The 23586-nt window shown below is 67.5% G+C and carries 27 protein-coding genes and 1 other RNA gene; 20 read left to right on the top strand and 8 right to left on the bottom strand.

The annotated features are described in order from the left end of the window. Nucleotides 1-120: 120 nt before the first annotated feature. The 7 genes from rph (at nucleotide 121) to pepQ (ending at nucleotide 7289) form a co-directional block, all read left to right on the top strand. Complete coding sequence (gene rph, locus ACTJJM_RS18680; RefSeq protein ID WP_008267511.1) at nucleotides 121-846, top strand: ribonuclease PH; 726 nt, start codon at nucleotides 121-123, stop codon at nucleotides 844-846. After that, nucleotides 843-1232: a VOC family protein gene (locus tag ACTJJM_RS18675; RefSeq protein WP_049464260.1), complete on the top strand. Its 390-nt coding sequence runs from the start codon at nucleotides 843-845 to the stop codon at nucleotides 1230-1232. Before rph ends, ACTJJM_RS18675 begins: the two co-directional genes overlap by 4 nt. After that, entirely contained in the window at nucleotides 1229-1825 is a 597-nt protein-coding gene (rdgB, locus tag ACTJJM_RS18670) for an RdgB/HAM1 family non-canonical purine NTP pyrophosphatase (RefSeq protein WP_010484033.1), read from the top strand. Before ACTJJM_RS18675 ends, rdgB begins: the two co-directional genes overlap by 4 nt. A 56-nt stretch (nucleotides 1826-1881) precedes the next feature. Continuing rightward, complete coding sequence (gene hemW / locus ACTJJM_RS18665; RefSeq protein ID WP_224328520.1) at nucleotides 1882-3108, top strand: radical SAM family heme chaperone HemW; 1227 nt, start codon at nucleotides 1882-1884, stop codon at nucleotides 3106-3108. 123 nt (nucleotides 3109-3231) lie between these two features. Continuing rightward, nucleotides 3232-5511 carry a DUF1631 family protein gene (locus tag ACTJJM_RS18660; RefSeq protein WP_224328521.1) on the top strand — a complete coding sequence of 760 codons (2280 nt, stop codon included), beginning with the start codon at nucleotides 3232-3234 and terminating at the stop codon, nucleotides 5509-5511. Then, the gene (locus ACTJJM_RS18655) at nucleotides 5508-5882 is read left to right on the top strand and encodes a PilZ domain-containing protein (protein ID WP_010484030.1); all 375 of its coding nucleotides are present in this window, start codon (nucleotides 5508-5510) and stop codon (nucleotides 5880-5882) included. Before ACTJJM_RS18660 ends, ACTJJM_RS18655 begins: the two co-directional genes overlap by 4 nt. 75 nt (nucleotides 5883-5957) lie before the next feature. Continuing rightward, complete coding sequence (gene pepQ, locus ACTJJM_RS18650; RefSeq protein ID WP_224328523.1) at nucleotides 5958-7289, top strand: Xaa-Pro dipeptidase; 1332 nt, start codon at nucleotides 5958-5960, stop codon at nucleotides 7287-7289. 550 nt (nucleotides 7290-7839) lie between these two features. Here the strand turns inward: pepQ and ACTJJM_RS18645 are convergent. Continuing rightward, nucleotides 7840-9162 (bottom strand): aminopeptidase P N-terminal domain-containing protein, encoded by a 1323-nt coding sequence (locus ACTJJM_RS18645; RefSeq protein WP_152906759.1) that lies wholly within the window; start codon nucleotides 9160-9162, stop codon nucleotides 7840-7842. Between the two features lie 5 nt (nucleotides 9163-9167). Beyond that, nucleotides 9168-9716: a YecA/YgfB family protein gene (locus ACTJJM_RS18640; protein ID WP_010484027.1), complete on the bottom strand. Its 549-nt coding sequence runs from the start codon at nucleotides 9714-9716 to the stop codon at nucleotides 9168-9170. Between the two features lie 153 nt (nucleotides 9717-9869). Here ACTJJM_RS18640 and ACTJJM_RS18635 point away from each other — a divergent pair, with 153 nt between their 5' ends. The 8 genes from ACTJJM_RS18635 to ACTJJM_RS18600 all read left to right on the top strand — a co-directional run bounded on the left by ACTJJM_RS18635 (nucleotide 9870) and on the right by ACTJJM_RS18600 (nucleotide 13939). Further along, a complete protein-coding gene (locus tag ACTJJM_RS18635; protein ID WP_005410898.1) occupies nucleotides 9870-10091 on the top strand; it encodes a TIGR02449 family protein in 222 nt (73 codons plus the stop codon). Further along, a complete protein-coding gene (locus ACTJJM_RS18630) occupies nucleotides 10088-10384 on the top strand; it encodes a cell division protein ZapA (RefSeq protein ID WP_010484026.1) in 297 nt (98 codons plus the stop codon). Before ACTJJM_RS18635 ends, ACTJJM_RS18630 begins: the two co-directional genes overlap by 4 nt. Nucleotides 10385-10481: 97 nt before the next feature. Then, nucleotides 10482-10667: non-coding RNA, 6S RNA (gene ssrS / locus ACTJJM_RS18625), on the top strand. Nucleotides 10668-10750: 83 nt separating this feature from the next. Next, nucleotides 10751-11344: a 5-formyltetrahydrofolate cyclo-ligase gene (locus ACTJJM_RS18620; protein WP_019338637.1), complete on the top strand. Its 594-nt coding sequence runs from the start codon at nucleotides 10751-10753 to the stop codon at nucleotides 11342-11344. Further along, nucleotides 11341-11820, top strand: coding sequence for an EVE domain-containing protein (locus ACTJJM_RS18615; RefSeq protein WP_019338636.1), 480 nt, complete (start codon nucleotides 11341-11343; stop codon nucleotides 11818-11820). The genes ACTJJM_RS18620 and ACTJJM_RS18615 overlap by 4 nt, the downstream gene beginning before the upstream one ends. 22 nt (nucleotides 11821-11842) lie before the next feature. After that, nucleotides 11843-12490, top strand: coding sequence for a ribose-5-phosphate isomerase RpiA (rpiA, locus tag ACTJJM_RS18610; RefSeq protein ID WP_006389802.1), 648 nt, complete (start codon nucleotides 11843-11845; stop codon nucleotides 12488-12490). 21 nt (nucleotides 12491-12511) lie between these two features. Next, nucleotides 12512-12958, top strand: coding sequence for a DUF192 domain-containing protein (locus ACTJJM_RS18605; protein ID WP_049428291.1), 447 nt, complete (start codon nucleotides 12512-12514; stop codon nucleotides 12956-12958). 135 nt (nucleotides 12959-13093) lie between these two features. Continuing rightward, nucleotides 13094-13939 carry a SirB1 family protein gene (locus ACTJJM_RS18600; RefSeq protein ID WP_010484022.1) on the top strand — a complete coding sequence of 282 codons (846 nt, stop codon included), beginning with the start codon at nucleotides 13094-13096 and terminating at the stop codon, nucleotides 13937-13939. A gap of 78 nt (nucleotides 13940-14017) precedes the next feature. Here ACTJJM_RS18600 and ACTJJM_RS18595 read toward each other — a convergent pair whose 3' ends face one another. After that, nucleotides 14018-14242, bottom strand: coding sequence for a rubredoxin (locus ACTJJM_RS18595; RefSeq protein WP_014038358.1), 225 nt, complete (start codon nucleotides 14240-14242; stop codon nucleotides 14018-14020). Between the two features lie 34 nt (nucleotides 14243-14276). On the opposite strand from ACTJJM_RS18595, the gene thiE reads away from it, so the two are divergent. Both thiE and hemL read left to right on the top strand, forming a co-directional pair. Further along, nucleotides 14277-14903, top strand: a complete 627-nt coding sequence (gene thiE, locus ACTJJM_RS18590; protein ID WP_049453670.1) for a thiamine phosphate synthase — start codon at nucleotides 14277-14279, stop codon at nucleotides 14901-14903. 18 nt (nucleotides 14904-14921) lie between these two features. Next, the gene (hemL, locus tag ACTJJM_RS18585) at nucleotides 14922-16211 is read left to right on the top strand and encodes a glutamate-1-semialdehyde 2,1-aminomutase (protein ID WP_049412051.1); all 1290 of its coding nucleotides are present in this window, start codon (nucleotides 14922-14924) and stop codon (nucleotides 16209-16211) included. A 106-nt stretch (nucleotides 16212-16317) separates the two neighbouring features. On the opposite strand, the gene azu is transcribed toward hemL, so the two are convergent. Further along, nucleotides 16318-16767, bottom strand: coding sequence for an azurin (gene azu, locus ACTJJM_RS18580; protein WP_019338772.1), 450 nt, complete (start codon nucleotides 16765-16767; stop codon nucleotides 16318-16320). Between the two features lie 123 nt (nucleotides 16768-16890). Between azu and ACTJJM_RS18575 the strand changes: the two genes are divergently transcribed. Continuing rightward, nucleotides 16891-17493, top strand: a complete 603-nt coding sequence (locus ACTJJM_RS18575; RefSeq protein WP_440865874.1) for an HAD-IA family hydrolase — start codon at nucleotides 16891-16893, stop codon at nucleotides 17491-17493. 93 nt (nucleotides 17494-17586) lie between these two features. Here ACTJJM_RS18575 and ACTJJM_RS18570 read toward each other — a convergent pair whose 3' ends face one another. Continuing rightward, nucleotides 17587-18813, bottom strand: coding sequence for an acetylornithine transaminase (locus tag ACTJJM_RS18570; RefSeq protein WP_010484016.1), 1227 nt, complete (start codon nucleotides 18811-18813; stop codon nucleotides 17587-17589). Nucleotides 18814-18876: 63 nt separating this feature from the next. Here ACTJJM_RS18570 and ACTJJM_RS18565 point away from each other — a divergent pair, with 63 nt between their 5' ends. Continuing rightward, nucleotides 18877-19749: an ion transporter gene (locus ACTJJM_RS18565; protein WP_043400272.1), complete on the top strand. Its 873-nt coding sequence runs from the start codon at nucleotides 18877-18879 to the stop codon at nucleotides 19747-19749. Between the two features lie 64 nt (nucleotides 19750-19813). Here the strand turns inward: ACTJJM_RS18565 and ACTJJM_RS18560 are convergent, their stop codons facing one another. From ACTJJM_RS18560 to ACTJJM_RS18550, 3 genes are all read right to left on the bottom strand, one after another. Next, complete coding sequence (locus tag ACTJJM_RS18560) at nucleotides 19814-20779, bottom strand: YiiG family protein (protein WP_126560558.1); 966 nt, start codon at nucleotides 20777-20779, stop codon at nucleotides 19814-19816. Nucleotides 20780-20796: 17 nt separating this feature from the next. Next, the gene (locus ACTJJM_RS18555; RefSeq protein ID WP_191863592.1) at nucleotides 20797-21789 is read right to left on the bottom strand and encodes a YiiG family protein; all 993 of its coding nucleotides are present in this window, start codon (nucleotides 21787-21789) and stop codon (nucleotides 20797-20799) included. Between the two features lie 93 nt (nucleotides 21790-21882). Next, complete coding sequence (locus tag ACTJJM_RS18550) at nucleotides 21883-22701, bottom strand: SDR family oxidoreductase (RefSeq protein ID WP_191863593.1); 819 nt, start codon at nucleotides 22699-22701, stop codon at nucleotides 21883-21885. A 108-nt stretch (nucleotides 22702-22809) separates the two neighbouring features. Here ACTJJM_RS18550 and ACTJJM_RS18545 point away from each other — a divergent pair, with 108 nt between their 5' ends. After that, nucleotides 22810-23493: a hypothetical protein gene (locus tag ACTJJM_RS18545; protein ID WP_054172452.1), complete on the top strand. Its 684-nt coding sequence runs from the start codon at nucleotides 22810-22812 to the stop codon at nucleotides 23491-23493. The last annotated feature ends 93 nt before the right edge of the window (nucleotides 23494-23586 follow it).

Below are 23586 nucleotides of genomic sequence, written 5' to 3'. Positions count from 1 at the left end.
TGTGTCCGGTGCGTGCAAAGGGGGAATGGTACCCTAGCGCCCTCATCAGAGCCCCCTTGCCCGCCCCGTGAAGGCCGCGGGCGTGGCGGCGTACTCCCTCGCCATTACGGAACCCGCACCATGTCCGATTCCCGCCCCAGCGGCCGCCAGCCCGACCAGCTCCGCCCGGTCGTCATCCAACGCGGCTTCACCCGCCACGCCGAAGGTTCGGTGCTGGTGTGCTTCGGTGAAACCCGCGTGCTGTGCACCGCCAGCGTCGAGAACCGCGTGCCGGGCTTCCTGCGCGGCAAGGGCGAAGGCTGGGTCACCGCCGAGTACGGCATGCTGCCGCGCGCCACCCACACCCGTAGTGACCGTGAAGCGGCCCGTGGCAAGCAGGGCGGCCGCACACTGGAGATCCAGCGCCTGATCGGCCGCAGCCTGCGCGCGTGCGTGGACCGCAACGCGCTGGGCGAACGCACCATCACCCTCGACTGCGACGTGCTGCAGGCCGACGGTGGCACCCGCACCGCCGCCATCACCGGCGCCTACGTGGCCCTGGTCGATGCAGTGAACGTGCTGATGAAGCGCGGCGACATCAAGCGCAACCCGATCCTGGGCGCAGTGGCCGCCGTGTCGGTGGGCGTCTACCGCGGCACCCCGGTGCTGGACCTGGACTACGCCGAAGACAGCGACTGCGACACCGACATGAACGTGGTGATGAACGACGGTGGCGGCTTCATCGAGCTGCAGGGCACCGCCGAAGGCCATGCCTTCCGTCGCGACGAGCTGGACGCGCTGCTGGGCCTGGCCGAAAAGGGCGTGCGCGAGCTGCTGGCCGCGCAGCAGGCAGCGCTGTCGGCATGAACCGGCGCCTTGCCCTGACCACCCTGGTGGTGGCCGATTACGACGAAGCCATCGCCTGGTACACCGGCAAGCTCGGCTTCGCACTGTTGGAGGACATCGACCAGGGCCACAAGCGCTGGGTGGTGGTCGGCCCGACCGATGGCAGTGCCGCCGCGCTGCTGCTGGCCCGTGCCAGCGACGAGGAACAGCGCAGCCGCATCGGCAACCAGACCGGTGGCCGGGTAGCCTTCTTCCTCAACACCGATGACTTCCACCGCGACCACGCGGCGATGCTGGCCGCCGGCGTCGAGTTCCTGGAAGCGCCGCGCGAAGAACCCTATGCAACGGTTGCGGTGTTCCGCGATCTGTATGGCAACACCTGGGACCTGCTGGAGCCCCGTCAATGAAGAAACTGGTACTGGCCAGCCACAACGCCGGCAAGCTGGTGGAGATGCAGGAGATCCTCGCCGACCTGCCGCTGCAGATCACCTCGGCCGCCGAGCTGGGCCTGGGTGACGTGGAAGAGACCGGCCTGACCTTCGTCGAGAACGCGCTGCTGAAGGCGCGCGCCGCCTGCGAAGCAACCGGCCTGCCGGCGCTGGCCGATGATTCGGGCCTGATCGTCGATGCCCTCGGCGGTGCGCCGGGCCTGTACAGCGCGCGCTATGCCGGTCACCCGACCAACGCCGCGGCCAACAACGCCAAGCTGCTGGACGCGATGGCCGATGTTCCCGACGGCCAGCGCAGCGCCCGCTTCTATGCGGTGATCGTGCTGCTGCGCCACGCCACCGACCCGCAGCCGCTGATCTGCGAAGGCCGCTGGGAAGGACAGATCATCCGCGAACTGCGTGGCACCAATGGTTTCGGCTACAACCCGGTATTCCTGGACACCACCCACGGCCTGACCGCCGCGGAAATGGAGCCGGCACTGAAGAACGCCATCAGCCACCGCGCCATTGCCCTGCAGCAGCTCAAGCAACAGCTGGCGACGCTGTACTGACGCCACCCGATCAAACCAGGGAAGCCGGCCAGCGGCCGGCACTACCGAAGAAGCCCATGCCGCACGCCCACGACCACTGCAACCACCTGCCCGGCGAAGCCTGCTCCGCTGACCACGACAGCCCGCCGCGGCTGGTGCCGCCACCGCTGTCGCTGTACGTGCACCTGCCGTGGTGCGTGCGCAAGTGCCCGTACTGCGATTTCAATTCGCACCAGGCCAAGGGCGAACTGCCGTTCGATGCCTACATCGACGCACTGCTGCGTGACCTGGACCAGGACCTGCCGCTGGTCTGGGGCCGGGTGGTGCACAGCGTGTTCTTCGGCGGGGGTACGCCCAGCCTGTTTCCGCCGGAAGCGATCGACCGCTTCCTGCAGCAGGCCAGTGCGCGCCTGCGCTTCGCACCGAACGCCGAAATCACCCTGGAAACCAACCCGGGCACCGCCGAGCATGGCCGCTTCGACCGCTACCGCGCGGCCGGCGTGAACCGCCTCAGCTTCGGCATCCAGAGTTTCGACGACGCGATGCTCAAGCGCCTGGGCCGCATCCACGACAGTGGCGAAGCCGAGCGCGCGGTGAAGATGGCGCAGGACGCGGGCTACGACAACTTCAACATCGACCTGATGTACGCGCTGCCGGAACAGACCCTGGCCGGCGCCGAGGCTGATCTGGAACGCGCGTTCGCGCTGCAGCCGGCGCACATCTCGCACTACCAGCTGACCCTGGAACCGAACACGGTGTTCTTCGCGCGGCCGCCGCAGGGCATTCCCGATGAGGACAACGCCTGGGACATGCAGGAACACTGCCAGGCACTGCTGGCGCAGGCCGGTTTCGGCCAGTACGAGGTCAGCGCCTATGCGCGCCCCGGCCGGCAGAGCGCACACAACCTGAACTACTGGCGCTTCGGCGATTATCTGGGCATCGGTGCCGGCGCGCACGGCAAGATCAGTTCAGGCGCCGAAGAACACGTGCTGCGCCGCTGGAAGCTGAAGCATCCGCAGGCCTACCTGGACAGCGCGGGTACCCCGGCCTCGTTCGGTGGCGACGACGTGATCGCAGCCGAGAGGCTGCCGTTCGAGTACATGCTGAATCTGCTGCGCCTGCACGAAGGTTTCGGCCTGCGCGATTTCGAGTCGCGCACCGGGCTGCCGCGCGGCGTGCTGGACGCACCGCTGGCCGAGGCCGTGCAGCGCGGCTGGCTGGACGTGACGGATGGCCATGTGCAGCCGACCGAGCTGGGCCGCCGCTTCACCAACGATGTGGTGAGCCTGTTCCTGGAAGATTGATCTCGCGTGACAGAGGGCCATGCCTGGCGAACGGAAGGCACATCCACCCTAAAGTAGCGCCGACAGCGGCCGACACGGTAGATTCACCAGATCGATCCGCGGGAATCCGGGTACCGCCTGCCGATGTCAGCCGTCTTTTCCATCACTCCTGCCGACAAGAACCGACTGGCCGCCAGCGACCTGCCACCGCGGGTACGTGAGCTGTTGGGCGCGCTGATCGGCCTGTGCCGGCAGACGCTGGCCGCGCCCCTGATCCTGACGGTGGAGGCGCTGGAGCAGAATCTGCTTCACGACGCCGACCGCGCACGTAATCCGCAGCAGCAGGCCGAGCTGATGGCGCAGCGTGGGCAGCTGCATGCGTTCTCCGGCCACTTCGCCGACCGTATGCTCGACGCCGTGGCCGATGCCCTCGCACGGCTGCGCGAACCGGCCAGCGGTGTCAGCACCAGTGCTACGCCGCCAGCGCTGCCGGGCATGCTCGGGCTGTCGCTGGTCGATGAGCATGAAGTGGATCGCGACCTGCTGCTGACCGAGATGGTGCGGCGCGAGACGCTGCGTTCAACCAACACACTGAACCTGCTGGGCCAACGCCTGGGCGTACTGGCGGCGGCGCCGGCCTTCGAGGCCGACACCCTGCCACTGGCACCGCAGGCACTGTGCGCGATGGTGCGCCGGATTGCCGAACAGGACGCGCTGAGCGTCGAGGTACAGCTGGCGCTGTATCGCAGTTTCGAACGGCAGGTGCTGGAACGGCTGGGCGATATCCTTGACCGTGCCAATGCCCTGCTGGCCCAGTCCGGCGTACTGCCGGGGCTGGTCTACACCCCCTACCTGGCACGCTCGTCGAGCACGCGGCGGATCATCACCCAGTCGGTGGGTGGCGGCCGCACCACGCAGCCGGCCAAGCGCGCCGCAGCCCCGCTGACCGGCTGGAACGGTTCGGCACCGGCCGGCTCCTGGTCCAGCCTGGTACAGGACGCCTTCCACGGGGGCGGCGCAGCCGGCCCCGCCACGCCGGGCGTAACCACGTCCACCGGCGGTGCATTGCATGAACTGCTGCAGCAGGCACGGCATGCCCGCCCTGCCCCGGCGGACAGCGGCGCGGTGCCCAGCGCGGCAGTCGACGCGGTCCTCGCGCGCCTGCAGGCCCAGTCCAGTGCCGCAACCGGAGTGGCCGACCTGCAGGCTGCCGTGGTCGCGCAGCTGCGCAGCGAGCATGGTGCGCAGGCCCAGCTGGGCAGTCACGACCGTGACAACCTCGACCTGCTGCGCATGCTGATGCAGCAGGTGCAACAGCAGCAGCGTCCCGATCCGGTGCCGGCCGCGCTGCTGGCGCGCCTGCAGGTGCCCCTGGCGCGCGCGGCCATGGCCGACCCGGGCTTCTTCGTGCGCGACGAACACCCCGCGCGTGAGCTGCTCAACCAGATCGCCGAAGTCGGCGCCAACTGGCTGGGCGATGACGATGTGGACCCACAGCTGCTGCAGCGCATGGCGCAAAGCGTGCAGGGCCTGCTGGGGCAGGATGCACGTGCGCCGGAGGCCTTTGCCGCCGCCAACGAAGACGTGCAGCAGCACCAGCGCGCGGCGGCCCATCGTGCCGAACTGGCCGAGCGCCGCCATGTGGAAGCCGCGCGCGGCAAGGAACGATTGGAACTGGCCCGTCGCCAGGCCACCGCGCAGATCGACCAGTGCTGCGACACGCAGTCGCCGCCGCGCTTCGTGCAGACCCTGCTGCGCCAGGCCTGGGCCGATGCACTGACCCTCACCCGCCTGCGCCATGGCGACGATTCGCCACAGTGGCAGGAGCGCCTGCAACAGACCGAGCGCATCGCTGCCATCACCGCACAGGCCATCGACGCCCCTGGCGGCACCGATACCGCGCTGGCAGCGGAGGTGGAAGCCGCACTGCTGCAGGTCGGCTACCACGCCGAGGAAGCCGCCGCCGTCGCGCGCAGGCTGGCCACGCCCGGCGGCGAGGATGAAAGCACCTCGCGTACCGAGCTCAGCGCACGCCTGAAGGCACGTGCGCGCCTGGGCGAGCACGCCGGCACGAACAGTGGCACCGCACCTGCCACACCGCGCAGCAGTGCTGAAGAAGCGGCCTACCAGCAGCTGTCCACGCTGCCGTTCGGCAGCTGGTTCGACATCGATACGGGCGATGGCACGCTGCGCCGCCAGCGCCTGTCCTGGTACAGCCTGCTGACCGGCCACGCGTTGTTCGTCAATGCGCGCGGGCAGAAGATCACCGATACCGACCTGGATACGCTGGCACGGCAGATCAGTGCCGGGCGCGCGCAGCTGGTCACCGAAGACAAGGGCCGGCTGGTCGACCGTGCCTGGGAAGCCAGCCTCGGTGCGCTGCGTGCACTGGCCACGGGCCGCGCACAGGAGACCCCCGCATGAAAGCCGTACCGCCGCAGGACACCCGCCGCGCGCCGCGCCGCCAGGTCTCGGACCTGGTGCCGGTCACCGACCAGATGCGCGAGTGCGTGGTCGGGCGCCTCGGCAATGTCTCCGAAACCGGCATGCTGATGCTGGCCAGCGTGCCGCTGCGCGAGGATGCGCTGTACCAGCTGCGCTTCCCGTTGCCACTGGGTGATGGCCGCCAGCAGGCCATCGACGTGGGCGTGCATCTGCTATGGAGCGAGCCCGCGCACGTACCCGGGCAGAGCTGGACCGGCTTCCGCTTCCTCACCCTGTCACGCGAGCATCGGCAGCTGCTGCGGCAGTGGGTGGGCGAGGACAGCGACGAGGGACCGGTTTCGACGGCCTGAGTGCCGGTTCCGGCACAGCGGTTTTTCGCGGTATGCGGCAGAATCTAGGGCCGTTTTCCGTGTCGAGCCACCGCAATGATCCAGCAAGACCCCGGCGCCCTGTATTCCGACCACCTGGCCGTGCTGTGCCGACGTGCCGAACAGGCGCTGGCCCGCGGTGGCTTCGATCACCTGGTGGTGCCCAGCGGCACCCTGCACTACCAGGTGTTCGACGACCGCGACTACCCATATGCGGTCAATCCGCAGTTCAAGGCTTGGCTGCCGCTGACCCGCGTGCCCAACAGCTGGATCGTGTTCACCCCGGGCAAGCGCCCGGCCGTGATCTTCCACCAGCCCTTCGACTACTGGCACGTGGTGCCGGACGCCCCCAGCGGCTGGTGGGTGGAGCACTTCGACATCCACATCATCCGCAAGCCCGAAGAGGCGCTGGCCCTGCTGCCGGCCGACCCGGCGCGCTGCGCGATCCTCGGCGAACCGCAGAGCGCGCTGGGCAACTACGTGCCGAACAACCCGGCGCCGGTGGTGAATTACCTGGAATGGCACCGCGGCAGCAAGACGCCGTATGAGATCGCACTGATGCGTCAGGCGCAGGTGCTGGGCGTGCGTGGCCACCGCGCCGCCGAAGCCGCGTTCCGTAACGGCGCCGACGAGTTCAGCATCCACATGGCCTATTGCCAGGCCGTCGGCCAGGACGCCAACGAGCTGCCGTACGGCAACATCGTGGCCCTGAACGAACACGCTGCGGTGCTGCACTACACCGAGCTGGGCCGCAAGGCGCCGCAGCCGCTGCGCAGCTTCCTGATCGATGCCGGTGCCAGCGCCTACGGCTACGCCAGCGACATCACCCGCACCTACGCCGCGCAGGGCCACGACGAGTTTGCTGCGATGATCGCCGCTGTCGACGCCGCCCAGCAGCAGATGTGCGCGGCGGTGCGCCCGGGCTTCGACTACAAGCAGCTGCACGTGGACGCGCATCTTTCGCTGATGGGCGTGCTGAAGGACTTCGGCGTGATCAAGGTATCGCCGCAGACCGCGCTGGAGACCGGCGTCAGCGCCGCGTTCTTCCCGCACGGCATCGGCCACCTGATCGGCCTGCAGGTGCACGACGTGGCGGGTTTCGCGGCCAGCGACGAAGGCGGCCGCATCGAGCGCCCGGCCGGCCACCCTTACCTGCGCCTGACCCGCGTGCTGGAACCGGGCATGGTGGTGACCATCGAACCGGGCCTGTACTTCATCGACATGCTGTTGAACGAAGTGAAGGACGCCGGCCATGGCGACGCGATCAACTGGGAGCGCGTGGACTTCTTCCGCCCGTATGGCGGCATCCGCATCGAAGACGAGGTGCTGTGCACTGATGGCGAGGCGGACAACCTGACGCGGCCGGAGTTTGCGGCGGCCAGCGGCTGAGCCCCTCGTGGTTGGGCGCTCAGAGCAAAAGCCGCGGTTGGCGGGGCGGGATGGGTTCGCGGGGGACGCCGTGAATCCGTCCGTGGAGGCTTGGCCGCGGCATCCATGCCGCGGACACCCCCGCGCCCCCATCCCGCCCCGCCTCTGACAGTTGCCTGCCGCGTCCAACCGCGGAAAAGAAAAAAGAAAAGCAGAAGCGGGTCGCTTGCTGCGCTCGCTCCGTGTCGACCAAGGTCGACACCTACCAACAGCCGCGCGAACCAACAACCGCAATTGCCAGTAGATCCACGCCATGCGTGGATGATTCATTCGATGTCTGACAGATGTGCCGACCAACGGTCGGCACCCACCAACAGCCCCGTGAACCTGTCGAAGGCGGGGTACTGTGGGTTTGCGGGGTGTGAGCCGCATGGATGCGGCGACCAAGCCTCCAGGGATGGATTCACGGCGTCCCCGCAAACCCACAGTGCCCCGCCAGCCCACGGATAGCCCGCTGTTGCTGTTGCTGTTGCCTCTGCGGGTGCAGGGCTGCAAGCCCTGCCGACCCCCCTTACCCCGCCATCACCGCTTCGATCTCGTCGGCGCTGCGCGCCAGGCCTTCGGTCAGCACGCGATGGCCGTCATCGGTGATCAGCACGTCATCCTCGGTACGGATGCCGATGCCGCGCCAGCGCGGCTCCACCGTCGTGTCGTCCACGCCGATGTACAGCCCCGGCTCGATGGTGAACGCCATGCCCGGCTCCAGCAGGCGTGAATCACCGGCGAGGCGGTAATCGCCTACATCGTGCACGTCCAATCCGATCCAGTGCCCGGTCTTGTGCCGGTAGAAACGCTGGTACAGGCCCTCGGACACGTTCTTTTCCAGCGTGCCCTTCAGCAGGCCCAGCCGCAGCAGGCCCTCGGTCAGGGTCTGCACTGCGGCGAGGTGGCCGGCCTCGTACGGCACGCCCGGCTTGGCCTGCGCCAGCGCCGCGGCCTGCGCATCGCCGACCAGGTCGTGCAGTGCACGCTGCTCGGCATTGAAGCGGCCATTCACCGGGAAGGTGCGGGTGATGTCGCTGGCGTAGCCGCGGTATTCGGCACCGGCATCGATCAGCACCAGCTCACCATCGCGCGAACGCGCGTTGTTGTCGCGGTAATGCAGGATGCAGCCGTTGCGGCCGGCACCGACGATGCTGCAGTACGCCGGCACGGCATCGTTGGCGCGGAACACACGCTCCAGCTCGGCCTGCAGTTCGTATTCGTGGATACCTGCCTTGGCCACCTGCATCGCAGCCAGATGCGCACGCACGCTGATCTGCGCGGCGTGGTGCATCAACGCGACTTCCGCACCCGACTTGAACAGGCGCTGCTCGTGCAGCAGGTGGCCCAGCTCCAGGAACTCATGCGGTGGCTGCGCGCCGTGGCGCACCTGCGAACGCACGCGGTTGACCCAGCCGATCAGCTTCAGGTCGAAGTCGGCATCGCGGCCGAAGTGGTAGTAGACGCGCGAGCGCCCTTCCAGCAGGCCCGGCAGGATGTCGTCGAGATCGTCGATCGGGTAGGCATCGTCCATGCCGTACTGCGCCACCGCCCCTTCCTGGCCGGCGCGGCTGCCGTCCCAGGCCTCGCGCTCGGCATCACGCTCGCGGCAGAACAGGATGGCCTCGCCGTGGCGGCGGCCCGGAATCAGCACCAGCACCGCTTCCGGCTCCGGGAAGCCGCTCAGGTACTGGAAGTCCGAATCCTGGCGGAACGGATAATGGGTATCGAGGCTGCGCACCTTCTCGGCTGCGGCCGGCAGTACCAGGATCGCGTCCTCGCCGGCCATGTCCATCAGCTGGCGGCGGCGACGCTTGTATTCGCCGGCCGCGATGCCGGTGCGCTGCTTGATGTCCATCAGTTCAGGCGCTGCCGATGGCGCGAGGCCAGCACCACGTCACCGTGCAGCAGCAGCACCGCCACGCGGATGAATTCCTCGATCTCCGACAGGGCTTCGTCGTCATCATCGCCGCCGGCCTCGAAATCCTCGCTGGAGGCGCGGGCCAGGCTGGCCATGTCGGTCAGCGCTTCCTCGCCCTCTTCGGACAGGGCTGGCCGGTTGCCACCACTGCCCAGACCGAAGCCGCCCAGGAACGAGCGGGTCCAGCTGAACATGGCATCGGCCTGCGCGGACACGTCATCGTTGTCGGTCAGCAGCAGTTCGAAGGCGAAGTCACGGTCTTCCAGCTGCTTGATGGTGGCCTGCAGCAGCTGCCCCAGCACGCTGTCGGCGGCCACCGGCGGCAGGTTGTCGTCGGCCAGCACGCGCGCCGGCCAGTCGTTGCCGGGGGCGCCGCCGGCGGCCAGCCAGCCACACAGCGCGCCGTGCAGCTCGGCAGCGGTGGCGCCCAGGCCCAGCTCCTGGCTGGCGCGGGTAACGTCGTCGACGGAGGGAAGTTCGGTCATCGTGCGGCTCGTTCGGAAAGGAAACCCGGGGCGCGCACGCGCGCGCCCGTGAGACCCCGTAGTGTAGCAACCCGACGGCATCCTCTCCGCAGCCGTCCAGCCTTGCTGCGACAACGCTTGACCGCCCTTACCCGGCTTGCCTATCGTGCCCGTATGGAACCCGCTGATCCCCTTGCCCAGCTGCAGGACTTCGCCGCCCGCGTGGAAGCGTTGCTTGAACGCAACCAGCGCCTGGCCGAGGAGAACCGCAGCCTGCGCCACCAGCAGGAACAGCTTGTGGCCGAGCGCTCGACGCTGCTGGCCAAGAATGAGCAGGCACGTTCGCGGGTGGAAGCAATGATCAGCCGGCTCAAATCCCTGGAGCAGCACACATGAGCGCCGAACCGGTCAGTGTCCGCATCCTCGATCGTGAATACACCGTGGGCGTCGGCGGCGATGAACGCGACAGCCTGATGGCCGCCGCGCGCCTGCTGGATGCGCGCATGCGCGAGATCCGCGGCAGCAACCGCATGGCCGCGGTCGATCGCGTCGCCGTGCTGGCCGCGTTGAACCTGGCCCACGAACTGCAGCTGCTGCGCGACGAAAACGCCCGCCAGGCGGTGGCCCTGCAGCAGACGCTGGCCGACCTGAACCGGCGTCTGGACCGCGCCATCGACGGCAACGCCTGAAGGTCGTGCACAACGCGTCTTCTCATATCTGAATTGGCACGGACTGTTGCCGACGAACGGCCTATCCAGATCCTGCGTGCTGGCTATAATGGCCACGCGTTCTCTGCGGTACTCGACGGCATGTGCAAACATTCGCCTTGTCCCTTAAGAACGACACCGGGAGCGCGACAGCGCCGGGAGTGCAGGTCCGCCTTGTAGCGGGAAGCCCGATGGTTCTCCAGCGTTCCCACTTGAGCCCCCGGGTTCAAGGTCGTTTCGCATGCATCGACATTGCGGAGAATGCAATATTCCAGCAAGGGCGGCGTCTTCGGGCGTCGCCCTTGTTCTTTGCGGCACAATGACGGCTGATCCTTGCCGCACGCTGCCATGACCGACCCGCGCCAGGCCCTGCGCCACGACCTGCGGCAACGCCGCCGTGACCTTTCCGCCGCTGAGCGCATCGCCGCCGCCGAATCCCTTGCCGATGCCCTGCTGGCGCTGCCGTTCGCCCCGCGCGAAGGCGCCGTGGCTGGCTACTGGGCGCTGGATGGCGAAATCGCCCTGCACCGCTGGCAGCTGCAACTGCCCGAAGGCCTCACCTACTGCCTGCCGGTGCTGGCCGGTGAGGTGCTGCGCTTCGCACCGTGGCGGCCGGGGCAGCCGCTGACCAGCAACCGCTACGGCATTCCCGAACCGGACGTGGCGGTGGAAGACACCCTGGAACCAGCGCAGATGGCGCTGGTAGTGACCCCGCTGGTGGGTTTCGACGCGCAGTGCCGGCGGCTGGGCATGGGGGGCGGCTGGTATGATCGCAGCTTCGCCTTCCGCCACGATCGGCCGGCGCCGCCCTGGCTGGTCGGTGCTGCATTCGCGGTGCAGCAGGTCGAGTCCTTGCCGGTGGCGTCGTGGGACGTGCCGGTGGATGCGATCTGCACCGAAGACGGCACCCTGTTCCCCTCCGCTGCCCCCGTGAACGCATGACCGCCCGCAAGCGCTACTGGCTGATGAAGTCCGAACCGGACGCCTTCTCCATCGATGACCTGGCCAAGGTCAAGGTCGAACCCTGGAACGGGGTGCGCAACTACCAGGCGCGCAACTTCATGCGCGATGGCATGCAGGTGGGCGACGGCATCCTGTTCTACCACTCCAATACCAAGGTGCCGGGCATCGTCGGCCTGGCCACGGTGGCCAGCACGGCCTACCCGGACGACACCCAGTTCGATCCGAAATCCGACTACCACGACCCCAAGAGCACGCGCGAGAACCCGCGCTGGATGCTGGTGGACGTGGCCTTCGACCGCAAGCTCAAGCAGGTGATCGCGCTGGACGAGATCAAGCTGCACGCTGATGAGCTCGGCGAAGGCTTCCCGCTGGTTGCCAAGGGCAACCGCCTGTCGGTGTTCCCGGTGACGGCCGCGCAGTGGAAGCTGCTGCTGTCGCTGGAAAAGAAATCCTGATTCCCTGCCTGAGAGTTCTCCCATGTCCGAAGCCAAGCGCCTGGCCGCCGAGAAAGCCATCGAGTACGTAGAAGACGGCATGATCGTCGGTGTCGGCACCGGTTCCACCGTGGCCTATTTCATCGATGCCCTGGCCCGCATCCAGCACCGCATCAAGGGCGCCGTATCCAGCTCCGAGCAGAGCACCGCGCGCCTGAAGCAGCACGGCATCGAGGTGATCGAGCTGAACCACAGCGGCAACCTGTCGCTGTACGTGGACGGCGCCGATGAGTGCGACGCCAACAAGTGCCTGATCAAGGGCGGCGGTGCCGCGCTGACCCGCGAGAAGATCATCGCCGAGGCCAGCGAGCGCTTCATCTGCATCGTCGACCCGAGCAAGCAGGTGCCGGTGCTGGGCAAATTCCCGCTGCCGGTGGAAGTGATCCCGATGGCGCGCAGCCTGGTCGCCCGCCAGATCCGCGACATGACCGGCGGCCAGCCGACCTGGCGCGAAGGCGTGGTCACCGACAACGGCAACCAGATCCTGGACATCCACAACCTGCAGATCACCGATCCGGAAAAGCTGGAGCGCGAACTCAACCAGCTGCCGGGCGTGGTCTGCGTCGGCCTGTTCGCACGCCGCCGCGCCGATGTGGTGATCGTCGGCGGCGAGCCGCCGGTCGTGCTCTGACCCTTTCGAAGGATCCTGACGATGTCGCTGTTGCGTTCGCTGCTGATGCTTCCGCTGCTGGCCCTGGCCGGCTGTGCCACCGACGCGGCCCGCCATTGGGTCGAGCTGGATGGCGCCCGCTACCAGGTCGAGCTGGCCACCAACGATGAAACCCGCGCGCGCGGGTTGATGTTCCGCGACCAGATGGCCGCCGACCACGGCATGCTGTTCATCCACGACCGCGAGGAAATGCAGGCGTACTGGATGAAGAACACGAAGATCGCGCTGGACATCCTGTACTTCGACAGCGAGCGCAGGCTGGTCAGCCAGCAGCGCGACGTTCCGCCGTGCTCGGCCGGCGACATGTGCCCGCCGTATCCCAGCGGTGGCCCGGCCCGGTACGTGCTGGAGCTCAATGCGGGCCAGGCCGAGAAGCTGAAGCTGAAGGACGGCACCGCGCTCACCTTCGGCCCGGGCATCGAAAAATAACGGTAGTGCCGGCCGCTGGCCGGCAATCCAACCCGACCGGGGCCAGATCCCTTTCGCAAGCGAAAGGGATCTGGCCCCGAAATTTTTCACGCGGCACCGCTTGAAACCGCCTGCAAATGTCGCCAGTCTGTGGTCATGCAGGACCGGATCTCTCTCCCCGACTGGGATGCACTGGCCGACCTCGAAGACGAGGCGCTGCCACTGTTGCCGACCGCACTGCTGATCGCGCGCGATGAATACCCCGATCTGCAGCCGTCCACCTACGACGCGTTGATCCAGAGCCATGTCGACCACCTCCGCTCGGAAGTGGACAGCATCGACAACAGCCCGCTGAAGATGGCAGCGATCAACCGTCACCTGTTCGACGAGCTGGGCTACAGCGGCGACCACGACGAGTACTACGACCCGCGCAACAGCTACCTCAACCAGGTATTCGAGCGGCGCCTGGGCAACCCGATCTCACTGGCGCTGGTGCAGATGGAAGTCGCGCGCCGGCTGGGCATTCCGCTCGATGGCGTGTCCTTCCCCGGCCACTTCCTGGTGCGCCTGCCGGTGGACGACGGCGTGCTGGTGATGGACCCGTTCAACGGTGGCCGCCCGTTGGACGTGGACGAACTGCGCGAGCGGGCCAAATCACACTTGGGTGGGCAGATGCCGGACGACCAGGTGCTGGCGCAGATCCTTGACCCGGCGCCGGCGCGCGCGATCCTGATGCGCATGCTGCGTAACCTGCATGGCGTGTACGCCGAGGCCGGCGAGTGGGACCGCGCTGCACGCAGTGCCGATCGCCTGCTGAAGCTGGCCCCGGAGCAGGACGACGCGCTGCGGGATCGCGGCCTGGCCTATCTGCAGCTGGAATATCTGGCCGGTGCCCGCCACGACCTGGGGCAGTACCTGAAGCGCAATCCCGAGGCCAGCGATGCGCAGTGGCTGCGTGAGAAGCTGATCGACCTGGGCGGGCCGGTGCCGCGGCTGCATTGAGGGAGTCGGTGTGTGGACCAACGGTCCACACCCACCCCAACGGTCCGCACCCACAGAAGGGCCTGCAGGCCCTACCGGTCAATCGACTTCAACCATCTCGAAATCGGCCTTGGTCACCCCGCAATCGGGGCAGGTCCAGGTCTCGGGGATGTCCTCCCAGCGCGTCCCCGGCGCGATGCCCTCCTCCGGCAAGCCTTCCGCTTCGCTGTAAAGGAAGCCGCAGACCACGCACATCCAGGTGCGCAAGGTGGTGGGGGTGGCATCGCTCATCGGATAATCAGGGCTGGATTCACGGGCCGCCATTGTCCCATCGCGGCCCACGCACCGGTAGCCATCGATGACTTCTGCTTCCCCGGCGCCCCGCGGCGTCTACCTGATCACCCCGGACGAGCCCGATACCGCGCACCTGCTGGCACGTACCGCGCCGCTGCTGGCCGCTGGCGCCACCTGGCTGCAGTACCGCAACAAGACCGCCAACGACGCGCTGCGGCAGGAACAGGCCACCGCACTGCAGGCGCTGTGCGCGGAGCGCGGCGTGCCGCTGATCATCAACGACGACCCGGCGCTGGCCAAGGCCGTGGGCGCGGCCGGCGTGCACCTGGGCGGCACCGACGGTGACATCCCCAGCGCGCGCGCCCTGCTCGGCCCCGACGCCATCATCGGCGCCTCCTGCTACGACCAGTTGGCCAATGCCGAGAAGGCCGTGGCTGCCGGCGCCAGCTACGTGGCCTTCGGCGCGTTCTTCCCGACCACCACCAAGATCACCACCAGCCGCGCCCATACCGACCTGCTGCGGCAAAGCGCCGCACTGGGCGTGCCGCGGGTGGCGATCGGCGGGCTGACGCCGGACAATGTCGGTCCCATCATCGACGCCGGCGCCGACCTGGTGGCCGTGGTCAGCGGCATTTACGCCGCGCAGGACCCGGTCGCGACCCAGCGCGCCTTCCTCGCCCAGTTCGCGTAACGCCCAGGATATTCCCCCATGAACCACGACCAGTCCCACGCCCTGTTCTCCCGCGCCCAGCAGCTGCTGCCGGGCGGCGTCAATTCGCCGGTGCGCGCGTTCAAGTCGGTCGGCGGCGAGCCGTTCTTCGTCGAACGCGCCGACGGCGCCTACCTGTACGACGTCGACGGCAACCGCTACATCGACTACGTCGGTTCCTGGGGCCCGATGATCGTCGGCCACAACCACCCGGCGGTGCGCCAGGCGGTGAAGAAGGCGATCGACAACGGGCTGTCGTTCGGTGCTCCGTGCGCGGCCGAAGTGACCATGGCCGAAACCATCACCCGCCTGGTGCCGTCGTGCGAGATGGTGCGCATGGTCAACTCCGGCACCGAGGCCACGCTGTCGGCGATCCGGCTGGCGCGTGGCGCCACCGGCCGCAACCGCATCGTCAAGTTCGAAGGCTGCTACCACGGCCACGGCGACTCGTTCCTGGTCAAGGCCGGCAGTGGCATGTTGACCCTGGGCGTACCGACCTCGCCAGGCGTCCCGGCCGGCCTGAGCGAGCTGACCCTGACCCTGCCCTACAACGATTTCGAAGCCGCCACCGCGCTGTTCGAACAGCAGGGTGACGACATCGCCGGCCTGATCATCGAACCGGTGGTCGGCAACGCCAACTGCATCCCGCCGCGCGAGGGCTACCTGCAGCACCTGCGCGAACTGTGCACGAAGCATGGCGCGCTGCTGATCTTCGACGAAGTGATGACCGGCTTCCGCGTCGCCCTCGGCGGTGCGCAGGCGCACTACGGCATCACCCCGGACCTGACCACCTTCGGCAAGATCATCGGCGGCGGCATGCCGGTGGGCGCCTACGGCGGTCGTCGCGAGCTGATGCAGCAGATCGCCCCGGCCGGCCCGATCTACCAGGCCGGCACGCTGAGCGGCAACCCGGTGGCGATGGCCGCTGGCCTGGCGATGCTGGAGCTGATCCAGCAGCCGGGTTTCCACGCCGACCTGGCCGAGCGCACGGCACGCCTGTGCGCCGGCCTGGAAGCCGCCGCCGCCGAAGCCGGCGTGGCCGTGACCACCACCCGCGTGGGCGCGATGTTCGGGCTGTTCTTCACCAACGAGAAGGTGGAGACCTATGCACAGGCCACCGCCTGTGATATTCCGGCGTTCAACCGCTTCTTCCACGCAATGCTGGACCAGGGCGTGTTCCTGGCACCGTCTGCGTACGAGGCCGGTTTCCTGTCCAGCGCGCACGACGATGCCGTGATCGAAGCAACGCTGGCCGCGGCACGCGTGGCGTTCAAGGCCGCCAAGGGCTGAGCCCTGCTCTGGTAGGTGCCAAGCTTGGTTGGCACTGCCGCATCTGGTGGGTGCCAACCTTGGTTGGCACAGAGCAGTCGAGCATGGCTCGACTCTACAAACGGCATCAACCGAAGACGAACTTGCCCTTCATCATCGCGAAGTGGCCGGGGAACGAGCAGAAGAAGGTGTAGTCACCGCCCTTCTGCAGGCCCTGGGTAGAGAAACGCACACGCGTGGTCTCACCACCGCCGATCACCTTGGTGTGCGCCAGCACGCGCTTGTCGGCCTTCGGCAGGTAGCTGTCGGCCAGGGTCATGCGCATGCCCGCCATCGCCACCGGCTGATAGTCGGCGGTGCGGGTCAGCACCCAGTTGTGGCCCATCGCGGTAGTGGCCAGCTTGCCGGTGTGGCGCAGGGTCAGGTCCACGGCGGTGCAGTCGGCGGCGACCTTGATCTCGCGGCTGCTGAAGCTCATCTGGTCGGTGCTGTCGATGCTCACCGCACACACCCGCGCCATCGCCGACGGCGCCAGCATCAGCGCGCCCACTCCCACTGCCACCCTCCAAGCCTTCATCGTTGCATCTCCTGCGGATTCAAGCGCCATTCTAGGCAGGCCCCTGTGGCCGCGTCTGCGACCGTCTGTCGCATGGCTGCTCCAGGGTTTCCCGAGTGTTCACTGCAATGGCATGCTCGGCCGATGCGTATCGATCTGTTGCTGTTGGATGTGGATGGCGTGCTGGTGCAGTACCAGCGCGCGCAACGCGTGCTGCACCTGGCCCAGGCGCTGCAGGTTCCGGCGCAGGCCATGCAGGCCGCGCTGTATGACAGCGGACTGGAAGCGGCGCATGACAATGGCACGCTGGATGGCCCGGCCTATCTGGCGCAGCTGGGGGAGCGTCTGGGCACGACGGTCGATGTGGCTGCATGGACCGCGGCGCGGCGGGCCGCCAGCCATCCGCAGGCTGCCGTGCTGCAGCGGCTGCAGGCCCTGCAGCTGCCGATGGCGGTGCTGACCAACAACGGCGCGCTGATGCAGCAGGCCTTGCCCGCCCTGCTGCCGGAACTGTTCCCGGCCCTGCGGGAGCGCGTGTTCTGCAGCGCCGGTTTCGGCCTGCGCAAACCCGCACCGGAAGTCTTCCTGCGCACGCTTGAGGTACTCGGCGTGGCGCCTTCGCACACGCTGTTCATTGATGACCTGTTCGCCAATGTGCGCGGCGCACGCGCTGCCGGCCTGCACGCGGAAACCGTGCGCGATGGCCGGGGATTGGGCAAGGTGTTGAAGCGCTATCGGATCGCATGACGCGCTGTAGAGCCGAGCCCATGCTCGGCTCCTGTTGCCTGACATCGCGATGAGCCGAGCGTAGGCTCGGCTCTACAGATGCCTCTGCAGGCTTCAGCGCGCGGCGATGAAAGCAGCAATCGCTGCGCGCAGGCGCTTGAGGCCTTCGGCCACTTCTTCGTCGGTGATGTTCAGCGACGGCACGAAGCGCAGCACGTCCGGGCCGGCCTGCAGGGTCAGCAGGCCCTGCTCGGCGGCGTGGTCGAGGATCGCACCGGCCTGGCCGGCGAAGTCCTTGCTCAGCACCGCGCCCAGCATCAGGCCACGGCCACGCACGTCGCTGAACACGCCGAATTCTTCGTTGATGCGCGCAAAGCCATCGCGCAGCGCCTTCGACTGGCGGCTGACATTGGCGGCGATCTCCGCAGAGGCCAGCTTGCGCAGCGCAACGCGTGCGACCGCAGCGGCCAACGGGTTGCCACCGAAGGTGGTGCCGTGCGCACCGAACTGCATGGTTTCGGCCACCTTCGGGCCGGCCAGCATCGCACCGATCGGGAAGCCGCCACCCAGCGCCTTGGCCAGGGTGACCATGTCCGGCACCACGTCGTCCTGCCAGTGCGCGAACAGCGTGCCGGTGCGGCCCATGCCGGCCTGGATCTCATCCAGCACCAGCAGCGCGTTGTGCTGGTCGCACAGCTCGCGCACGCGCTTGAGGAAACCGGACTTGGCCGGCATCACGCCGCCCTCGCCCTGGATCGGCTCCAGCATCACCGCTGCCACGTCACCGGCGGCCATCGCAGTTTCCAGCTGCACCTCATCGTTGAAGTCGATGTAGCGGAAGCCACCGGGCAGCGGCTCGTAGCCTTCCTGGTACTTCGGCTGGGCAGTCGCGGTCACTGCGCCCATGGTGCGACCGTGGAAGCTGCCGCGGAAGGTGATGATCACCCGCTTGTCGGCCGGGCGGCCCTGGCTGGAGGCCCACTTGCGGACCATCTTGATCGCCACTTCATTGGCTTCGGCGCCGGAATTGCACAGGAACACGCGCTCGGCGAAGCGGCTGGCCTTCACCAGCTCCTCGGCCAGGTGCAGTGGCGGCGCGCTGTAGAACACGTTGCTGGTATGCCAGAGCTTGCCGGCCTGTTCGACCAGCGCAGCCACCAGGTCCGGGTCGTTGTGGCCCAGGCCGCACACAGCGATGCCGGCCGCCAGGTCGATGAACTCACGGCCCTGGCTGTCCCACACGCGGGCGCCCTGGCCTCGCTCCAGTACCACCTGGCGGGGCTTGTAGACCGGCAGGTAATAGTGCGAAAGGGAGATCAGCGGATCGGTAGCGGCGGTCATGGCAGTCGGCAGGATTCAGGAATCCCCATTCTCGCGCCGGAACCCCTGCGGCACAATGCGCCCATGCGACCGTTTTCCGCCCCCCAGCTGAACCCCGCCACCGAGACCGGCTGGCGCCGTCGGTGGTTCGACATCATCTACCGCCACGACACCCGCCCTTCGCGCAATTTCGACCTGATCCTGGTGGTGGCGATCGTCGCCAGCATCCTGGTGGTGATGATCGACAGCGTGCAGCACCTGCACGCCGAATGGTCCACCGGCCTGTACATCCTGGAATGGGGCTTCACCATCATCTTCACCGCCGAGTACCTGCTGCGGCTGGCGGTGGTCAAGCGCCCGCTGCGGTATGCGGTGAGCATCTGGGGCATCATCGACCTGCTGTCGATCCTGCCCGCCTACCTGTCGATGTTCATCCCCGGCGCGCAGAGCCTGCTGGTGGTGCGCGCACTGCGCATCCTGCGCGTATTCCGCATCCTCAAGCTGACCCGCTACATCGAGGAAAGTGGCGTGTTGATGACGTCGCTGTGGCGCAGCCGGCGCAAGGTGCTGGTGTTCCTGTTCACGGTGATCACCATCACCATCATCGCCGGTGCGCTGATGTACGTGATCGAGGGTCCCGAACACGGCTTCACCAATATCCCGGCCAGCATGTACTGGGCGGTGGTGACCATGGCCACGGTCGGCTTCGGTGACATCGTGCCGCAGACCGTGCTCGGCCGCTTCGTCACCTCGGTACTGATCCTGATCGGCTACAGCATCATCGCCGTGCCCACCGGCATCTACACCGCCGAACTGGCCAGCACCATGCGTGAAGCCGAACAGGCCGCGCGCCGCGATGCGCGTGGCTGCCCGGACTGTGGGCTGGAAGGCCATGAGCCGGAGGCACTGCACTGCCGCAAGTGCGGTGGCAAGCTGCCGGATGCGTTCAACCATTGAGGCATATGCCGGCCAGCGGCCGGCACTACCTTGGGCGCTTACGCAGGGATGCGTGCGCCGTTGCTCATCGCATGCGGTTGCTGGTGGTCACCAGATCGTTGTATGCGGCAAGGATCGTTGACTGCGCTCCCTCCGGGTCGGTGGTGAGCCAACTGCCCGACGCCTTCCGCTCTGCCGCCAGCGCTTCGGCGGTGATCGGCTTGTGCTGCTCCAGGCGCTCGACACCACGTCCCGCGGTACGGACCAGCTTGTCCGCCGAACGCTGCACGTGGCCCCACATCGGGTCGTCCTTGCCGACACCACCGTTCTGGATTTCCGTCACCAGTGCCTGATAGTCAGCCAACTGCGCGCGCAGCGCCGCGACGTCCGGTGCGTCGTCCTGGAACGCCGAGGCCAATCGCTTGCCGTCGCCCAGCAGGCGAAGGTGGTAGTAGGCCAGCGAGCGCCCTTCGCTTTCCTCGATCTGCTTCAGCTGCGCGGCACGGCGATCGTTCTCGTTCTTTTCCAGCGCCACATCCATCGCTTCGCTGGCCTTGAAGAAATCGGCGTAGGCCTGCATCAGCGGGGCATGCTGGCTGCGCATCCCTTCACCGCCATCACGGCGATAGTCCTCGCGGGTGAAGTAGCCATCGGCACGCTCGACCAGGGTGTTCAATGCCTGGAAGGCCTGCTGATAGTCACGCGCGGGGCCATCCACCGGCAGTGCCGGGGTCTTCGCCAGCGCGTCGGTCAGTGGCTGGCCGCAGTACTCGACGCGGTGCGACAGCACCTTTCCGGGCGAACGCGGCTGCGCTTCCTTGCCGGTCGGGCCGGCTTCGGGGTCCTTCATCCAGCTGGTGTAGGCCTGGAAGCCCTCGTGGATGGGCTGTTCAACGCCGTTGTAGCACTCGATGTAGGCGTTCACCTTCTCCAGCCCGGGGTCGGCCACGCCCAGCCCTGCCGATCTGTTGCAGCCGCTCAGGCCCGCCACAGCGCCGATCAGCAGCAGCGGCGCGATACGCAGACAGGACGTCGTCCTGGTCTCTCGCATGAGTACTGGTGCGCCGGTCACTGGCGGTTGCTCTGGAAAACGAGCGAGTTGTATTCCTGCATCAGCTTGCTGGCCGAACCGCGCGGCGCCATCGACGGCGAATCAAGCATGCGTCGTTCGAAATCGGTGTAAGGCTTTTTCTCGCTGACGCGCTGCAGCCGCTCCTTGCCTTCGCGCCGGAAATTCTCGGCCCCACGTTCGAAGCCTTCCCAGTCCGACTTGCCCGGCTCCTGGTCGGCAACCTTGGCGTGCGCTTCATCGGAAATGCGGTTGAAGGCATCCAGGCGTTCGCGGGCCTTGGCCTGATCGAAATCATCCTCGCTCATCAGATCCATGATGGCCTTGGCCTCCAGCATCATCGCCAGGCGGTAGTACTCGCGCGTGCGTCCCTCAGCCTGCTCCAGCGCCTTGAGCTGCTCGCGCTGGGCGGCGTCGTTCTGGCGCTCCAGCTCGGCATTGAACGTTTCGCTGGCAGCCACGAAATCCTTGAAGGCGGCCATCAAGGGCGCGTGCAGCTGCTTGCCCTTGGCAAACTGGTCGTCTTCGTAGTCCTGGCGATCGTAGTAGTCGTGCGCGTCCTTGCTGACCGGCACCAGCGCTTTCAGCGCCTGCTGGTAATGGCCTGCAGCAGCATCGAGTCCGGCCAGCGCCGGCTTGGCAGCGATCGCCCCGGTCACCGGAGCGTCGCACTGCTTCATGTCGTAATCGCTGATCTCGAACGGTCCGTACACGTGCGTCTCGCGCCCGGTCGGGCCAGCGTCGACGTCCTTGATCCAGCGCGTGTAGGACTGGATGCTGCCGTGGGTCTTCGAATCCAGCGCGTTGAAGCAGCCGATGTAGGCGTTGAGCTTGGCGGTCAACTGCTGCTGTGTATCGGACGGCGCCGCGCTGGTGTCCGGCGTGCCGGAGGCAGCGGCGCCGCCCGCAGCTGCGGGTGCCTTGCCACCGCAGGCGGTCAGGATCAACGACAACGAAGCGGCCAGCGCCGCGACGGAAAGAGTGCGTGACATGTGTTCACATCCCTGTTGAAAACGATTACAGCCACGCATTCTAGCGCAGCAGGCCGAGGGTCGCAGCCCTCGGCCTCTTCCGGCGACGCGTGGTCAATCCAGGAACAGATCCGGCAACAACGGACGCGACGGGTCCACCGCATAACCGGACAGATCGGTAATACCGGCCTGCGCCAGCACTTCATCGTCGATCAGGAACCGGCCGTGGAAGCCGGCCGCTTCGCGCACCAGCACCGCGTGTGCGGCATCGGCCATGATCTGTGGCGTGCGGCAGCCAGCCGCATCCACGCCCGGAATCATGTTGATCGCATCGGTGGCGATGACGGTGCGCGGCCACAGCGCATTCACCGCCACGCCCTGCGGGCCGAATTCCGCGGCCAGGCCCAGGGTGACGAAGCTCATGCCCATCTTTGCCAGCGTGTAGCCGGTGTGCGGTGCCCACCACTTCGGCTCCAGGCTCGGCGGCGGTGCCAGGGTCAGGATGTGCGGGTTCGGCGCCTGCAGCAGGTACGGCAGGCAGGCCTGCGCACACAGGAAACTGCCGCGCGCATTGACCTGCTGCATCAGGTCGAAACGCTTCATCGGCGTATCCAGCGTGCCGCGCAACCAGATCGCGCTGGCGTTGTTGATCAGGATGTCGATGCCACCGAAGGTGTCGACCGTGGCCGCCACCGCCGCCTGCACCTGCTCTTCCTCGCGGATGTCGCACTTCAGCGCCAGGCCCTGCCCGCCTGCAGCCGTCACCGCTTCGGCGGCGGTGTGGATGGTGCCCGGCAGCTTCGGATTCGGCACCGACGACTTGGCCGCAATGGCCACATTGGCGCCGTCGCGCGCAGCGCGCAGTGCGATGGCCAGGCCGATGCCACGCGAGGCACCGGTGATGAAAAGCGTTTTGCCCTGCAGACTGCCCACGTTCCACACTCCAGCGTATGCAATGAGCCGCTAGTATGCCGCGCCGACGCGGAGTTCACCCGCCCTTGACGATACTCGGGCCTCCAGACAACGCACGAGGTCCACGCCATGCGCCGTTCCCGCCTGTTGCTGCCTGCCCTGGGGCTTGTCCTGCTGACCGCCTGCCAGGGCCGTTCGCCGGAACCCGGCAAGGAGCCGCCCGCCGGTGACGCGCCCAGTGCGGAGAAGGCCGCCGCCGACGGCAAGATGCGCTGGAGCGAGGCGGTGGTCTGGGATGGCGACCTCAACGCCTGCCGCCAGGGCGAGAACGCGGCCACCCGGGATTGCCTTCGCGACGCGATGCGCGCCGGTGGCGCCAGTGCCGAGGCCATCACCGCCGCCGAGCAGTTGTCCACCGGCGGTGAGTTGGCCTATGTGACCGCCTGGCACGAGAACGAAGGACTGGGCATTGCCACGGTCGAGTATCCGTTCCGCGCCAACACCAATGAAGGCACCCGACTGGTCGATGCCGGTGGCAAGCGCATCGATGTGGATGCCGTGCAGTTGGACGACACCCTGCGTGCCGACCCCACTGTGCAGGAACTGCTGAAGGCCAACCCGCAAGCCACGCCGTTCGCACCGGCGCAGTCGGCCGGCGCCTCGCCGCTGGAGAACGGTGGCATCCGTTTGCTGTACCGCACGCCGCTGCGCGACTGCCACGCCTGCCCGGATGTGGGGCAGTTGCAGATTGCCTATGACTTCGACGCCAAGCGCAACTTCATTGGCCAGCAGGTGGTGCCGGCGACGCCGTAAGGCCACCGCCCCCTGTAGAGCCGAGCCATGCTCGGCTACATCTCCAGGGTCGAGCATGGCTCGACGCTACACACAGCGCCGCTACACGGCGCT

The organism is Stenotrophomonas sp. 22692, from assembly GCF_052045015.1.
GTDB classification, from domain to species: Bacteria; Pseudomonadota; Gammaproteobacteria; order Xanthomonadales; family Xanthomonadaceae; genus Stenotrophomonas; species Stenotrophomonas geniculata.
The sequence above is the reverse complement of the archived record's forward strand: the minus strand, read 5'-3'. Positions and strand labels throughout refer to the sequence as shown.

Coding starts and splice junctions, on each gene's coding strand:
- rph (WP_008267511.1), top strand. CDS start 121: ATGTCCGATTCCCGCCCCAGCGGCCGCCAGCCCGACCAGCTCCGCCCG.
- ACTJJM_RS18675 (WP_049464260.1), top strand. CDS start 843: ATGAACCGGCGCCTTGCCCTGACCACCCTGGTGGTGGCCGATTACGAC.
- rdgB (WP_010484033.1), top strand. CDS start 1,229: ATGAAGAAACTGGTACTGGCCAGCCACAACGCCGGCAAGCTGGTGGAG.
- hemW (WP_224328520.1), top strand. CDS start 1,882: ATGCCGCACGCCCACGACCACTGCAACCACCTGCCCGGCGAAGCCTGC.
- ACTJJM_RS18660 (WP_224328521.1), top strand. CDS start 3,232: ATGTCAGCCGTCTTTTCCATCACTCCTGCCGACAAGAACCGACTGGCC.
- ACTJJM_RS18655 (WP_010484030.1), top strand. CDS start 5,508: ATGAAAGCCGTACCGCCGCAGGACACCCGCCGCGCGCCGCGCCGCCAG.
- pepQ (WP_224328523.1), top strand. CDS start 5,958: ATGATCCAGCAAGACCCCGGCGCCCTGTATTCCGACCACCTGGCCGTG.
- ACTJJM_RS18640 (WP_010484027.1), bottom strand. CDS start 9,716: ATGACCGAACTTCCCTCCGTCGACGACGTTACCCGCGCCAGCCAGGAG.
- ACTJJM_RS18635 (WP_005410898.1), top strand. CDS start 9,870: ATGGAACCCGCTGATCCCCTTGCCCAGCTGCAGGACTTCGCCGCCCGC.
- ACTJJM_RS18630 (WP_010484026.1), top strand. CDS start 10,088: ATGAGCGCCGAACCGGTCAGTGTCCGCATCCTCGATCGTGAATACACC.
- ACTJJM_RS18620 (WP_019338637.1), top strand. CDS start 10,751: ATGACCGACCCGCGCCAGGCCCTGCGCCACGACCTGCGGCAACGCCGC.
- ACTJJM_RS18615 (WP_019338636.1), top strand. CDS start 11,341: ATGACCGCCCGCAAGCGCTACTGGCTGATGAAGTCCGAACCGGACGCC.
- rpiA (WP_006389802.1), top strand. CDS start 11,843: ATGTCCGAAGCCAAGCGCCTGGCCGCCGAGAAAGCCATCGAGTACGTA.
- ACTJJM_RS18605 (WP_049428291.1), top strand. CDS start 12,512: ATGTCGCTGTTGCGTTCGCTGCTGATGCTTCCGCTGCTGGCCCTGGCC.
- ACTJJM_RS18600 (WP_010484022.1), top strand. CDS start 13,094: ATGCAGGACCGGATCTCTCTCCCCGACTGGGATGCACTGGCCGACCTC.
- ACTJJM_RS18595 (WP_014038358.1), bottom strand. CDS start 14,242: ATGGCGGCCCGTGAATCCAGCCCTGATTATCCGATGAGCGATGCCACC.
- thiE (WP_049453670.1), top strand. CDS start 14,277: ATGACTTCTGCTTCCCCGGCGCCCCGCGGCGTCTACCTGATCACCCCG.
- hemL (WP_049412051.1), top strand. CDS start 14,922: ATGAACCACGACCAGTCCCACGCCCTGTTCTCCCGCGCCCAGCAGCTG.
- azu (WP_019338772.1), bottom strand. CDS start 16,767: ATGAAGGCTTGGAGGGTGGCAGTGGGAGTGGGCGCGCTGATGCTGGCG.
- ACTJJM_RS18575 (WP_440865874.1), top strand. CDS start 16,891: ATGCGTATCGATCTGTTGCTGTTGGATGTGGATGGCGTGCTGGTGCAG.
- ACTJJM_RS18570 (WP_010484016.1), bottom strand. CDS start 18,813: ATGACCGCCGCTACCGATCCGCTGATCTCCCTTTCGCACTATTACCTG.
- ACTJJM_RS18565 (WP_043400272.1), top strand. CDS start 18,877: ATGCGACCGTTTTCCGCCCCCCAGCTGAACCCCGCCACCGAGACCGGC.
- ACTJJM_RS18560 (WP_126560558.1), bottom strand. CDS start 20,779: ATGCGAGAGACCAGGACGACGTCCTGTCTGCGTATCGCGCCGCTGCTG.
- ACTJJM_RS18555 (WP_191863592.1), bottom strand. CDS start 21,789: ATGTCACGCACTCTTTCCGTCGCGGCGCTGGCCGCTTCGTTGTCGTTG.
- ACTJJM_RS18545 (WP_054172452.1), top strand. CDS start 22,810: ATGCGCCGTTCCCGCCTGTTGCTGCCTGCCCTGGGGCTTGTCCTGCTG.